We start from the raw sequence: 12506 nt of genomic DNA, 5'->3' as shown, positions 1-12506 counted from the left end.
GCCGGGGCAGCCGGGCCGCACCCCGCGACCGCAGGCGCCGGCGCGGCCGCCGCAGCGGCGTGCGCACCGCGCTGCTGGTCTGCCTGGCGCTGCTGGTGCTCGTCGCGGGCGGCGCCGGCTGGCTGTACCTGAAGCTGGACGGCGACATCAGCACGTTCGACTCCGGCGGCCTGTCCGACAACCGCCCCGAGGCCGGCTCGTCGACCGGCGAGAACGTCCTGGTGATCGGCTCCGACACCCGCACCGGCGGCAACGAGGCCCTCGGCGGCGGCGACAAGGACGATGTCGGCCGCTCCGACACGGCGTTCCTGCTGCACGTCTACGCGGACCACCGGCACGCGATCGCCGTCTCGATCCCCCGCGACACCCTGGTCACCATCCCGCCCTGCCGGCTGCCCGACGGCAGTTGGACGAAGGCGCAGCCGGACACGATGTTCAACGCGGCGTACTCGGTCGGCCAGACCGCCAAGGGCAACCCCGCCTGCACCCAGAACACGGTCGAGCAGCTCACCGGGCTGCGCGTCGACCACACCGTCGTCGTCGACTTCAAGGGCTTCGCCCGGCTGACGGAGGTGGTGGGCGGCGTGCGGGTGTGCCTGCCGCAGGACGTCTACGAGAACGACCTCAACCCGCACCTCAGGGCTCCGGGCAAGCTGCTGTTCCACAAGGGCGAGCAGACGGTGTCGGGACAGAAGGCCCTGGACTACGTGCGGATCCGGCACGGCATCGGCGACGGGTCCGACATCGGCCGGATCAAGCGCCAGCAGGCGTTCGTGGCGAGCCTGTTGAAGGAGGTGAAGAGCAAGGGCCTCACCCCGACGAACCTGCTGCCGCTGGCGGATGCCGCCACGAAGTCGCTGACCGTCGACCCCGGCCTCGGCTCCGCCGACAAGCTGATCTCCTTCGCGATGTCCATGAAGGACATCGACCTGCACAACACCCGGTTCGTCACCGTGCCCTGGCGGTACCAGGGTTCCCGGGTGGCGCTCGTGCAGCCGGACGCCGACGCGCTGTGGGCGGCGCTGCGGGCCGACCGCACGATCGACGGCAAGGACGCCGCCGGGAAGAAAACCGGAGCGTCCGGTTCCGGCACGCCGTCCGCCTCTCCCACGCCGGTCTCCGGTGACGGCATCGACGTCGCCGTCTACAACGGCACGTCCGTCCCCGGCTTGGCCGCCCGGGCCGCCGCCGCGCTCACCGCGGACGGTTTCACCGTCACGGGGACGGCGACGGCGTCCGCCCAGGACCACACCACCACGCTGGTCGAGTACGGCCCCGGCCTGGAGGACGAGGCCCGGACCGTGGCGCGGGCCTTCCCGGGCGCCGAGCTCCGGTCGGTGACGGGCAGCGGGGTCGGTGTCGTCCTGGGGCAGTCGTACGCCGACACGCGGGCCGGCGCGTCCGCCTCCCCGGCCCCGACCGCCGTGCCGTCCGAGGTGGCCGACGGGGCCCGTTCCGCGGCCGACAACCCCTGCTCGAACCTCACCTACGGCTGAGGCGCCGGTACCCGGCCCGGGCCGCGGCCAGGGCCAGGGCGTACAGCCCCGGGACCAGCGCCAGCAGCAGGTAGTACGCGGGGGGCAGGGCCGTCATGCCGAGGGCCCCGCCGAGGGGGCTGGGCGGGAGCAGCAGTCCGACGGCGGCGAGTCCGGCCGCCGCCAGGGCGACCGGGCCCGGCGCGCGGCCGCCCCCGGCGGGCCTGCCGGTGCGCAGCAGCAGCATCACCACGGCCTGGGTGAGCAGGTTCTCGGTGAACCACGCGGAGTGGAACACGGCCTCGTCGTCGACGGCGTCGGGGCCGTGCAGCGCGAGGGCGAGGACGGCGAAGGTGGCGAGGTCGGCGACCGCGTTGAGCGCGCCGAAGGCGATGACGAACCGGAGGAAGGAACGCGGTCGCAGCCCGGCCGGGCCGCGCAGCGCCGCCGCGCCGGGACGGTCGTGGGCGAAGGCGAGCTGGGCCGCGTCGAAGCACAGGTTCTGCGCGAGGACCTGGGCCGGGAGCATCGGCAGGAAGGGCAGGAGCAGGCCCGCGGCGAGCATGGCGACGACGTTGCCCAGGTTCGAGGAGAGCGTGACGCGCAGGTAGGAGGCGATGTTGCCGCTCGCGTGCCGGCCGGAGGTGATCGCGTGGCCGATCGCCGTGAGGTCCTTCTCGGCGAGCACGACGTCGGCGCTGTCCCGTGCCACGCCGACGGCGGAGCGGGGCGCTATGCCCACGTCGGCCGTCCGCAGCGCGGCCACGTCGTTCACGCCGTCGCCGAGGAAGCCGACGGTGTGTCCGGCGGCGCGCAGGGCGGCGACGACCCGGGCCTTGTCCTCCGGGGTGCAGCGGGCGACGACGGTCGCCGCGCCGGCGTCGTCCGGTTGCCCGGCGGTCCGTACCTCGCCCGGGTCCAGGCCCAGTTCCCGGCAGGCCCGGGCCGCCGTGGCCGGGTGGTCGCCGGTGAGGACCTTCACGGTGACGCCGCGGTCGGCCAGGCCGCGCAGGGCCTCGGCGGCGGTCGGGGCGAGGGCGTCCCGGAAGGTCACCAGGCCCTGGAAGTCCAGGCCCCGGGGATCGGTCGGCGCACCCGGGCCGGCGGGGCGGTCGGCCGTGGCCACGGCGAGCACCCGCAGCCCGGCCTCCGCCTCCCGGGCGGCGAGCGACAGCAGCCGGTCGTGCTCGCCGGGCCGGGTCGCGCAGTGCTCCAGGACCGCCTCGACGGCACCCGTGACGACGAGGGTGTGCCGCCCGAGGGCGCCTCGGACCACCGCCGTGGAGATCCGCCGTACGGGGTCGAACGGCACGGCGTCGACGCCGTCGTACTCCTCGCCCACCGGCCCGGCCGCCGCCAGCAGGGCCTCGTCGAGGGGGTCCGGGGTGGGCAGTTCGGCGAGCTGGAGGGTCCACCAGGCGCCGACGGCGGCCCGGCGCAGCACCTCGGGGTCGTCCCGGCCGGCCGGGTCGAGGGACCGTTCGACGACCGGCCGGTCCTGGGTGAGGGTGCCGGTCTTGTCGACGCACAGCACGTCGACGGCGCCCAGGTCGTGCAGCGCGGGCAGCCGCTTGACGATCACGCCCCGGGTGCGGGCGAGGGAGGCGGCGCCCCGGGCCAGGCAGGTCGTCACGATCACGGGCAGCATCTCCGGCGTCAGCCCGACGGCGACCGCGACGGCGAAGGGCAAGGTCTCCAGGCCGCGGTCGCGCAGCGTCGCGTTGGCCATGAGCACCAGCGGCGGTGTCAGCAGCATGAACCGGATCAGCACCCAGGAGATCCCGTGCACGGACCGGTCGAAGGCCCCGCCCTCCCGGCGGGCGTCCGGCACCCGGTGGGCGGCGGCGAAGCGGGTCCCGGCGCCGGTCGCGACCACGACGGCGGTCGCGCTGCCCGAGGCGACGGTGCTGCCCTGGAAGCAGAGGTGGGACTCGTCGGCGGTACCGGAGTCCGCCGCCGTCTTGCCCACCGGCGCCGACTCCCCGGTCAGGGCCCCCTGGTGCACCGTGAGCCCCCGCGACCGGAGCAGGCGGACGTCGGCCGGGACCAGGTCGCCGGGGCCGAGGCGGAGGACGTCGCCGGGGACCAGTTCGGCGACCGGCACCTCCCGGGGCTCCGGAGAGTCCTGGGCGTCGGCGCGGCGCAGCACGGTGGCGGTGCCGGCGACCAGTTCGCGCAGGGTGGCCAGGGACCGGTCGGCCGCGTGCTCCCCGCTCGCGCGCAGCACGCAGCTGACCGCGACCAGGGCGAGGATCACCACGGCGGTGCCCCAGGAGGCGACGGCGGCGGACACCAGGCCGAGGCAGAGCAGGACGGCGGTGAAGGGGTCGCGCAGGGCCCGCAGGCACCGGCGGGGCCAGGCCGGGGTCCGCTCCTGAGGCAGGGTGTTCTCACCTCGGGCGGCCAGCCGGGACGCGGCCTCCGTGTCGGTCAGTCCCCGCGGGCCCGACTCCAGCCGCCGCAGCACTCCCAGGGTGGTCTCAGAGGCCATGGAGGCGGCGGGGCGCCGGTGCGGCGCGGTCGGTGAGCCGGCCGACCAGGAGCCGTACGACGTCGACGATGTCCGGGTCGTCGACGTAGTACACCTGGCGGCGGCCCTCGCGGCGGGAGCGGACGAGCCCGGCCAGCTTGAGCTTGGTGAGGTGCTGGCTGACCGCGGGCAGCGCGCCACCGACCCGCTCCGCGAGCCCGGTGACGTCGCTCTCGCCCTGGGCCAGCGCCCAGACGATGTGCAGCCGGGCGGGCGAGGCCAGCAGCCCGAAGGCCTCGGCCGCCCGGGCGAGCACGTCGGCGGACGGGTCCTCGAAGCCACTGCCGGCTGCCGCCACCGTCGCCGCCCTCCTGTCGCCGCGCCCTGTCGTCCCGTGAGCCGCACCAGTGTAGGCGGGCCCCGGAGCCCACCGGAGGAAGCGGTTCCTTCCCTCCCGGGGGCAGCGGTGGTGGAATCGCACGCGGCGGGCCAACCCTGGCCCGGAGCAAATGAGTTGAGCCTCGGGAGGCCCGGATGCCGGAGCACCGTATCGACACCGAGAGCGCGCACTCGGCGCGGATCTACGACTACATCCTCGGCGGCGACGAGAACTACCCCGCGGACCGGGAGGCCGGCGACGCCATGTGCCGCGAGTGGCCCGCGCTGCCCGTGCACATGCGGGCCAACCGCGACTTCATGCACCGCGCGGTGCGGTATCTCGCCGCGGAGGCGGGGATACGGCAGTTCCTCGACATCGGCACCGGCATCCCGACCTCGCCCAACCTGCACGAGATCGCCCAGTCGGCGGCGCCGGGGGCGCGGGTGGTCTACGTCGACAACGACCCGCTGGTCCTCGCGCTCTCGGCGGGCCTGCTGTCCGGCACGCCGGAGGGCAGGACGGCGTACGTCGAGGCGGACCTGCGCGACCCGGCTTCGATCCTCGGTGCGCCGGGGTTCCGGGAGACCCTCGACCTGTCGGAGCCGGTCGCGCTGACCGTGATCGCGATCGTGCACTTCATGCTGGACGAGGACGACGCCGTCGGCATCGTCCGCCGGCTCCTGGAGCCGCTGCCCTCCGGCAGCTTCCTCGCGATGTCGATCGGCACCGCCGACTTCGCCCCGGAGGAGGTCGGCCGGGTGGCCCGGGAGTACGCCGCGCGCGGCATGCCGATGCGGCTGCGCACGCATGCGGAGGCCGCTCAGTTCTTCGAGGGACTCGACGTTGCGGAGCCCGGCGTCGTACAGGTGCACAAGTGGCGTCCGAACCGCACGGACGGTATGGAAAGCGCAGGCCAGACCATCCGCGACGAGGACATCGCGATGTACGGGGCGGTGGCGCGCAAGCCGTAAGCGGAACCTCGCTGTTCGGCCGGTCGGACAGATCATCACGATGCGGCAGCATCAACTCACGGCATGTGGCCGCTCACTTGACGACCGGTGGTCACACACGGTTGGCTCCGGGCCAGCGAGAGTCATCCGGCCGGCGCACACCCCGCGGCCCGCCTGCGCTCTCCTCCTGCTCTTGCTCGGCCGCACAGCGAGGTCCGCCCCTCATGAACACTCCTCCCCCGCCGCACGCCGCCGGGAGACTCGCCCGTCTCGCGGCCCTGGCGTCCGCCGTGTGCCTGCTCGTGTCCGGCTGCTCCGTCCTCGGCACGAACGGGGACGACGCGGAGCCCGCGGGCGGGTCCGGCGCCGGGATGAAGGTCGCCCTGGTCACGCACGGCGGCAAGGGCGACGCGTTCTGGGATCTGGTGCGCCGGGGCGCGGAGGCGGCGGCCGCCAAGGACGGCATCGACCTGACGTACGCCAGCGACGCCGACCCGCTCGCGCAGGCCGACCTGGTGCGGAAAGCGGTCCGCGACAAGGTCGACGGCATCGCGGTGACGCTGGCCAAACCGGCGGCGATGCGCGGCCCGGTCGCCCAGGCCAAGGCGGCCGGGATACCCGTCGTCGGGCTCAACTCCGGCATCGACGCCTGGCGGCCGACGGGGCTCCTGGAGTACTTCGGGCAGAACGAGTCCGTCGCGGGCCGGGCCGTCGGCGACAAGCTGAACGACCTCAAGGCCAAGCACGCCCTGTGCGTGGTGCACGAGCGGGGCAACGTGGCGCTGGAGGCCCGCTGCGCCGGAGTGCGCAACGCGTTCCGCGGCGACACCGACAACCTGTACGTGGACGGCAGCGACATGAACGCGGTGACCGCCACGATCGCGTCCCGGCTGCGGCAGGACTCGAGCATCGACGAGGTGGTCACCCTGGGCGCCCAGTACGGGCTCAGCGCCGTCAAGGCGGTGCGGCAGGCCGGCAGCGGGGCCAAGGTGGCCACCTTCGACCTCAACAAGGACCTGGTCGAGGCGGTCCGGCGCGGGGAGGTGCAGTTCGCCGTGGACCAGCAGCCGTACCTCCAGGGCTACCTGGCGGTGGACGCCCTGTGGCTGTACCGGACCAACGGCAACATCAGCGGCGGCGGGGTGTCGCCGGTGCTCACCGGTCCGGCGTTCGTGACCCGGTCGAACGTGTCCGCGGTGGCCCGGTTCGCCGCCGCCGGGACCCGGTGACCGGATCCTTACTGTGACGGTGTCGCCAAAGATTCGGTCAGGCCCGGCGCGTACGTCCACTTGTACGGATAACATCCTGCGCATCCCATGTGCCGCGCCCGGCACACCGCCACCTTCGCGCCCGTCCCCCCGCCCGCACGACCGTTCCGCTTCCCCGTTCCTCGCTCCCCGCTGATCGCCCTAGGACGACGATGTCTCGACGGACAGGTGCCCGGCGCCGTCTCGGTTCCATACGCCTCTCCCTGGTCCTCCTGGCCCTGGTGCCCAGCGTCACCCTCGCCGCGATGTGGGGCGTGACGACGATCCAGATGTTCTCGGAGGGCCTTCGGCTGCGTGACCAGACGGAGCTGAGCCGGTCGACCGGTGCCATGGGCACCGACGCCACGCTCGCGCTGCAGCGGGAACGCAGCCTGTCGGCGGCCTGGCTGGCCTCGCCGCACGGCTCCCGGGCCGCGCTGGACGCGCAGCGCGAGGAGACCGACAAGGCGGTCGCGAAGCTGGTCGGGCAGGCGGACGCGATCGAGAAGGCGCCCTCGCGCATCTCCGACCGGCTGTACTCGGTGCTGGGCTCGGTGGGCAGCCTGGAGTACTACCGGGACCAGGTCGACGACCCCACCGACATCACCCCGCAGCAGGCGCTGGACCAGTACTCCTCGATCGTCGACGACCAGATCCACGCCTTCCAGGAGCTCTCCCAGGTCGACGACGGCGACCTCACCTCGCAGGCCGGCCCGCTGGTCGCGCTGGAGCACGCGGCGGAGCTGGTCTCCCGGGAGGACGCCCAGCTCACCCTGGCCTGGCCGTCGGGCCATCTGGACGACGCGGCCTGGGTGCAGTTCGCCGAACTGGTCAACACGCGGCGCTGGCTGGTCCAGGACCAGGTCGTGCCGCAGCTGACGGGCAGCGCCAAGACGCAGACCGAGCGGATCCTGGCGAGCCCCGAGTGGCAGACGCTCCAGTCCGTCGAGGACCAGGTGCTGGCGGCCCGCAACTCCAGTGCCGACGCGGACAAGATCGCCCTGCCGGACGCGCAGAAGCGGTGGAACGCCGCCATGGACAAGCTGTCCGAGCAGTACGCGGGCCTCATCCAGCAGCAGACGACGGCACTGCTCGAACGCAGCGCCGACAAGGCCGACGCCCTGCTGCTCAAGGCGGCGCTGCTGAGCGCCGGCGGGCTCCTCGCGCTGCTGCTGTGCGTCGGCATGTCCTGGCGGATCACCCGCTCGCTGTCCCGGCGGCTGCGCGGCCTGCGCCGGGCCGCCGTCAGCCTCGCGCAGGAGCGACTGCCCGACGTGGTGGCCCGGCTGGAGCGGGGCGAGACGGTCGACCCGGAGTCGGCGACGACCCCGCTGGACTACGGGCACGACGAACTCGGGCAGGTGGCGCGGGCGTTCAACACCGCCCAGCGCACGGCCGTGCACACCGCCGTCGAACTCGCCGACACCCGGCGCGGCTTCCAGAAGATCATCCTGGGCATAGCGCGGCAGAGCCAGAACCTGGTCAACCTCCAGCTGAGCAAGCTCGACACGCTGGAGCGCGAACACACCGATCCGGACATCCTCAAGGGCCTGTACGAACTGGACTCCACGGCCAGCCAGTTGCGCCGCTACGAGGAGAACCTCGTCATCATCAGCGGCGAACGGCCCGGCCGCAGCTGGACCGAGCCGGTGGCGCTGATCGACATCCTGCGCGGCGCGGTCGGCGAGGTCGCCGAGTACCAGCGGGTGGAGGTGCACACCGAGGAGGAGGTGTACGTCGCCCCGCCCGCGGTGGCCGACGTCATCCACCTGCTGGCCGAGCTCATCGACAACGCGACGGCGTACTCCCCCGCCCCGAGCCCCGTCAGCGTGCGGGCCGGGATGGTGGCCAAGGGCCTGGCCGTCGAGGTCGAGGACCGGGGCCTGGGGATGTCGGAGGAGGACTACGCGTCGTTCAACGAACAGCTGGCGGTGCCCCCGCAGTTCGACGTGGTGGCGCTCGCCGACGATCTGCGCCTCGGCATGTTCGTGATCGCCCAGCTGGCCCACCGGCACGGCATCGCCGTCACCCTGCGCTCGTCGCCGTACGGCGGGACCACGGCGATCGTGCTGATCCCGCACGAGATCGTGGTCCGGGAAGTCCCGGACTCCAGTGCGCCGAAGGCGCGGAACACGGAACCCATGACAGACACCGACGCCCCGCGGGACACGGCCGTCGCGGAGGACACCCGGGCCGCGGAGGCCGGCGCGGCGTCCGCCGCCGAGCCCCGGCCGCTCGTCACGGCCCGGACGGCCCCCGCCGCCGCGCCCGCCGCCCGCACGGTCATCCCCCGCCGCGACGGCCTCGCCCCGCTCCCCCGCCGGGTGCCGCAGACCAGCCTGGTGGAGGAGCTGCGCGAGGAGTCCGCGCCCGCGGGCGACGACGCCTTGCTCGACGACTTCACCGCGGAAGCCGCCGCCTCCTCCCTGGCCGGCTTCCAGCGCGGCACGCTCCGGGCCCGTGACGACGACGCCGAGCCGCCGTCCGGTCAGGGGGCGGCCGCACCACCCCGGCAGGCCGCCGCCGATCCCGTCCCCTCGACTCCGCCCGCCGACCGCTGACGAAGGACACCGCAATGACACGCCCCATCCCCGCCACGCACACCCAGCTCGACCAGCTGCTGACCGGACTCGTGGAGCGGGTCGCCGACGTGAACCAGGCCGTGGTGCTCTCCGAGGACGGCCTGGTGGTCAGCAAGTCCACCGGGTTCCTGCGCGACGACGCCGAGCGGCTCGCGGCGACCGCGTCCGGGCTGATGAGCCTCAGCAAGGGCGTCAGCATGGACTTCCGGGGCGGTCCGGTGCGCCAGGCGCTCATCGAGATGGCCAACAGCTACCTGATCCTGACCTCCGCCGGTCCGGGCGCCCACCTGGTCGTGCTGACCGGGCCGGGCGCGGACGTCGGCGTGGTCGCGTACCAGATGAACATGCTGGTGAAGAAGATCGGCGAGCACCTCAGCGCGGCACCGCGGGGCGTGGCCGGACCCGTCGTCGACCCCGGCGTGTGAGGTGGGCGGAGGCGATTCGGCGGGCCGGCTCGTACGGCCGTTCGCACTGACCGGGGGCCGGACCCGGCCCAGCCGTGCCGACTTCACGCTCATCGCGACGGTGACCGCGGTCGATCCGCCGCCCGACACGGCGACCCGGCCGCAGCCCGAGCACACCCGGATCCTCCGGTTGTGCGCCGAGCCGGTCGCCGTGGCGGAGCTGGCCGCCCGGCTCGACCTCCCGGTGAGTGTGGTCGTCATCCTGCTCTGCGACCTGCTGGAGGCGGGCCGGATCACCGTCCGCCCGCCCCGCCCCGTCTCCCGTACCGCTCCGGACCTGGACCTGCTGCAGAAAGTGAGGGACGGCCTTGGCCGGCTCTGACCCCGCCGCTGACGCGCATTCGGCACCCGACACGGTCAAGATCCTCATCGCCGGGGGCTTCGGCGTCGGCAAGACCACCCTGGTCGGGTCGGTCAGCGAGATCGTCCCGCTGCGCACCGAGGAACCCCTGACGATGGCCGGTCTGGGCGTCGACGACCTCGACGGCATCGAGGAGAAGCGGGCCACCACCGTGGCCCTGGACTTCGGCCGCATCACCATCAGCCAGGACCTGGTGCTCTACCTGTTCGGTACGCCGGGGCAGCAGCGGTTCTGGTTCATGTGGAACGACCTGGCCCTCGGCGCGCTGGGCGCGGTGGTCCTGGTCGACGTCCGCAGACCCGAGTCCAGCTTCGCCGCGATCGACTTCTTCGAGCGCCGGGGCATCCCGTTCGTCGTGGGCGTCAACGGCTTCCACGGCGAACACCCCTACCCGCCCGAGGACATCCGGGAGGCGCTCGCCGTGCCGGAGCACGTGAAGGTGCTGCTGTGCGACGCGCGGGACCGGGAGTCGTGCCGGGACGTGCTGATCGCCCTGATCGACCAGTTGATCGCGTCGGCCGTGCAGGCCTGAGCTCAGCTCCGGGCGTCAGCGGCCCCGGGCCCGTCGGTGTAGGGCACGGGGCGGCCCGTGAAGGCGTCCAGGACGATGCGGTCGCCGAGCGGCCCGGCCAGTTTCACCGTCACGCTCTTCCCGCGCAGTTCGCTCGTGCAGGGTCCGTCGTCGACGCCCGTCACGGCGGCGGACAGCACGACGCTGCCCTTCGTCTCCAGTACGTCCACCACGGGTCCGTCGTCGCAGGAGCCGTGGTGGGCCATCACGGTGACGGACCGGCCGTTCCCGGCGACCCCGGTCAGACCGCCGAGCGGCGCCAGCACGTCGGTGGGCACGTCATTCCCGAGCGGCCCGATCGGCGGCGCGGGGAACCGGGACGGGTGCACCGCGGCGCGTGCGAGCGGGCTGTCGTAGCCCTCCAGCGTGAACAGCCAGGCGGGGACGGTCGCCGGGCCGCGGCTGGTGGCCACGGTCATCTCGCCCCGCCTCGCCCCGGTCACGGTCAGGCGCGGTCCGGGGCTGTCGGCGCGGTCCAGGGTCCGGTAGGCCTGCTCGGCGTCCATGAGCGGCATCGTGAGCGAGGCCCCGCCCGGCCAGGTCACCCGTCCGTCGCCGCCCGGGGCGGCGGGGAGCTTCCCCCGCAGGTCGAAGTTGCCGATCTCGTAGGCCTGCCGGTCGGCGTCGTCCCGGAGAAGACCGGTCCCGGGCAGGTCGACGAGCGGTGCCACGGGGTGGAAGCCCGCGCGCCACCGCGCGGCCGCCCGGGAGCCGTCCCAGGCCTCGGCGACCTGCTGGGCGCGGTGGCCGGTGCGCGGGGCCGGTTCCGGTTCCGGGTCGGTGCCGCCCGCCTTTGTGGAGCCGCAGCCCGCGGCGGCGCCGGCGGCGGACAGGGCGAGGACGAGGAGGAGACGGAGGCGGAGGCGGAGGCGGCGGGCCGTGCGGGTCATGTCGGTGCGCATGACGCTCCCAGGGGTTCGCGGTGGCCGGGGACGGTGTCGTCCCTGTGACGCCGCACCCCCGGCCCGCGTTCGGTCCCCTCCGGATCCGGCCGGGCCCGTTACCGCATCGTGACGGGCTGCCGGGTCAGGCCAGCCCCGCCGACTTCAGCCATGTCCTGGCCACGTCCAGCGGGTCCTTCTTCTCCAGCTGCACCTGCGCGTCCAGTTCCAGGAGCGTCTTCGTGTCGAGCTTGGCGGAGACGGCGTCGAGGGCGTCGACACCTTCCTTGGACAGGCCGCTCTTGTGGACCAGCGGGGTCACGTTGGCGAACCCGAAGAGGTTCTCGGGGTCCTTCAGGACGACGAACTTCTCCTTCACGATGGTCGGGTCCGTGGTGAAGATGTCCGCGGCCTGCACGGTGTTCCTGGCCAGCGCCGCCTGGGTCAGCGGGCCGCCCGCGTCGAGCGCCTTGAAGGACTTGAACTCCAGGCCGTACACGGACTTCAGGCCCTCCAGGCCCTGGTGCCGGGTCTGGAACTCGGGGGAACCGCCGATCACCAGCTCCGGGGCGGCGTCCTTGAGGTCCGCGAGCGTGGAGGAGGACGTCAGCTTGTACTTCTTCGCGGTCTCGGCGTTGACCGTGACGGAGTCCTTGTCCTCGGCGGGCGAGGACTGAAGGATCGTCAGCTTCTTGTCGAGCTTGGCCTTGACGGCCTCGTTCACCGCCTCTGCGGACTTCTGCTCGGCCTTGGGGTCCAGGTAGGCGAGCAGCGAGCCGTTGTACTCCGGCAGCACGGTGATGGTGCCGTTCTTCATCAGGCCGTAGGTGGTCTCGCGGCTGCCGATGTTGTGCTTGTAGGTGACCTTGAGGCCCTTGGCCTTGAGGGCCTCGCCGTAGATGTCGGCGAGCAGGGTGCTCTCGGCGAAGTTGTTGGAGCCGACGACGACCGTGCCGGCCTTCGCCTTCTCGCCGGCCAGGGGGTCGTCGGAGGTGTCGCCGGACGAACAGCCCGCGAGCAGCGCCGCGGCAGCGGTGAGCGCGACGGCCGCCGTGCCGGTGTGCCTTGTTCTGGACCAGCTGCTCTTCGCGGTAGAAGTCATCCACCGATCCAATCCAGCCGCTTT

The 12506-nt window shown here is 73.4% G+C and carries 11 protein-coding genes; 7 read left to right on the top strand and 4 right to left on the bottom strand.

Annotated features, from left to right (window positions below; translation table 11 throughout):
- On the top strand, positions 1 to 1496 hold a 1496-nt coding region (locus tag ABZ948_RS30115), incomplete at its 5' end, for an LCP family protein (protein ID WP_435857648.1).
- On the opposite strand, the gene mgtA is transcribed toward ABZ948_RS30115, so the two are convergent.
- Together mgtA and ABZ948_RS30105 are read right to left on the bottom strand one after the other, a co-directional pair.
- Complete coding sequence (gene mgtA, locus ABZ948_RS30110; RefSeq protein WP_359764773.1) at positions 1483 to 3966, bottom strand: magnesium-translocating P-type ATPase; 2484 nt, start codon at positions 3964 to 3966, stop codon at positions 1483 to 1485. The two genes, ABZ948_RS30115 and mgtA, sit on opposite strands and share 14 nt — an antisense overlap.
- Positions 3956 to 4303 carry an ArsR/SmtB family transcription factor gene (locus tag ABZ948_RS30105; RefSeq protein ID WP_359764771.1) on the bottom strand — a complete coding sequence of 116 codons (348 nt, stop codon included), beginning with the start codon at positions 4301 to 4303 and terminating at the stop codon, positions 3956 to 3958. The genes mgtA and ABZ948_RS30105 overlap by 11 nt, the downstream gene beginning before the upstream one ends.
- A 176-nt stretch (positions 4304 to 4479) precedes the next feature.
- Between ABZ948_RS30105 and ABZ948_RS30100 the strand changes: the two genes are divergently transcribed.
- The 6 genes from ABZ948_RS30100 to ABZ948_RS30075 all read left to right on the top strand — a co-directional run bounded on the left by ABZ948_RS30100 (position 4480) and on the right by ABZ948_RS30075 (position 10460).
- Positions 4480 to 5295: an SAM-dependent methyltransferase gene (locus ABZ948_RS30100; protein WP_359764769.1), complete on the top strand. Its 816-nt coding sequence runs from the start codon at positions 4480 to 4482 to the stop codon at positions 5293 to 5295.
- Positions 5296 to 5498: 203 nt separating this feature from the next.
- Positions 5499 to 6503 (top strand): substrate-binding domain-containing protein, encoded by a 1005-nt coding sequence (locus tag ABZ948_RS30095; RefSeq protein ID WP_359764767.1) that lies wholly within the window; start codon positions 5499 to 5501, stop codon positions 6501 to 6503.
- A gap of 191 nt (positions 6504 to 6694) precedes the next feature.
- Entirely contained in the window at positions 6695 to 9082 is a 2388-nt protein-coding gene (locus ABZ948_RS30090; protein ID WP_359764766.1) for a sensor histidine kinase, read from the top strand.
- Between the two features lie 14 nt (positions 9083 to 9096).
- A complete protein-coding gene (locus tag ABZ948_RS30085; RefSeq protein ID WP_010034179.1) occupies positions 9097 to 9528 on the top strand; it encodes a roadblock/LC7 domain-containing protein in 432 nt (143 codons plus the stop codon).
- 1 nt (position 9529) lies between these two features.
- On the top strand, positions 9530 to 9889 hold the full coding sequence (locus ABZ948_RS30080) for a DUF742 domain-containing protein (protein WP_031121236.1): 360 nt from the start codon (positions 9530 to 9532) through the stop codon (positions 9887 to 9889).
- Entirely contained in the window at positions 9876 to 10460 is a 585-nt protein-coding gene (locus tag ABZ948_RS30075) for a GTP-binding protein (protein ID WP_359764763.1), read from the top strand. The genes ABZ948_RS30080 and ABZ948_RS30075 overlap by 14 nt, the downstream gene beginning before the upstream one ends.
- A 2-nt stretch (positions 10461 to 10462) precedes the next feature.
- Here ABZ948_RS30075 and ABZ948_RS30070 read toward each other — a convergent pair whose 3' ends face one another.
- Positions 10463 to 11401, bottom strand: coding sequence for a hypothetical protein (locus ABZ948_RS30070; protein ID WP_359764761.1), 939 nt, complete (start codon positions 11399 to 11401; stop codon positions 10463 to 10465).
- A gap of 124 nt (positions 11402 to 11525) precedes the next feature.
- Positions 11526 to 12482, bottom strand: coding sequence for an ABC transporter substrate-binding protein (locus ABZ948_RS30065; RefSeq protein ID WP_359764759.1), 957 nt, complete (start codon positions 12480 to 12482; stop codon positions 11526 to 11528).
- Positions 12483 to 12506 lie beyond the last annotated feature (24 nt).

The sequence above is a fragment of the Streptomyces olindensis genome (assembly GCF_040645895.1).
GTDB lineage: Bacteria > Actinomycetota > Actinomycetes > Streptomycetales > Streptomycetaceae > Streptomyces > Streptomyces olindensis.
The sequence above is the reverse complement of the archived record's forward strand: the minus strand, read 5'-3'. Positions and strand labels throughout refer to the sequence as shown.

Excerpts from the sequence above, each read along its gene's own strand:
- ABZ948_RS30070 (WP_359764761.1), bottom strand. The coding sequence starts at position 11,401 with ATGCGCACCGACATGACCCGCACGGCCCGCCGCCTCCGCCTCCGCCTC.
- ABZ948_RS30085 (WP_010034179.1), top strand. The coding sequence starts at position 9,097 with ATGACACGCCCCATCCCCGCCACGCACACCCAGCTCGACCAGCTGCTG.
- ABZ948_RS30090 (WP_359764766.1), top strand. The coding sequence starts at position 6,695 with ATGTCTCGACGGACAGGTGCCCGGCGCCGTCTCGGTTCCATACGCCTC.
- ABZ948_RS30100 (WP_359764769.1), top strand. The coding sequence starts at position 4,480 with ATGCCGGAGCACCGTATCGACACCGAGAGCGCGCACTCGGCGCGGATC.
- mgtA (WP_359764773.1), bottom strand. The coding sequence starts at position 3,966 with ATGGCCTCTGAGACCACCCTGGGAGTGCTGCGGCGGCTGGAGTCGGGC.
- ABZ948_RS30095 (WP_359764767.1), top strand. The coding sequence starts at position 5,499 with ATGAACACTCCTCCCCCGCCGCACGCCGCCGGGAGACTCGCCCGTCTC.
- ABZ948_RS30065 (WP_359764759.1), bottom strand. The coding sequence starts at position 12,482 with ATGACTTCTACCGCGAAGAGCAGCTGGTCCAGAACAAGGCACACCGGC.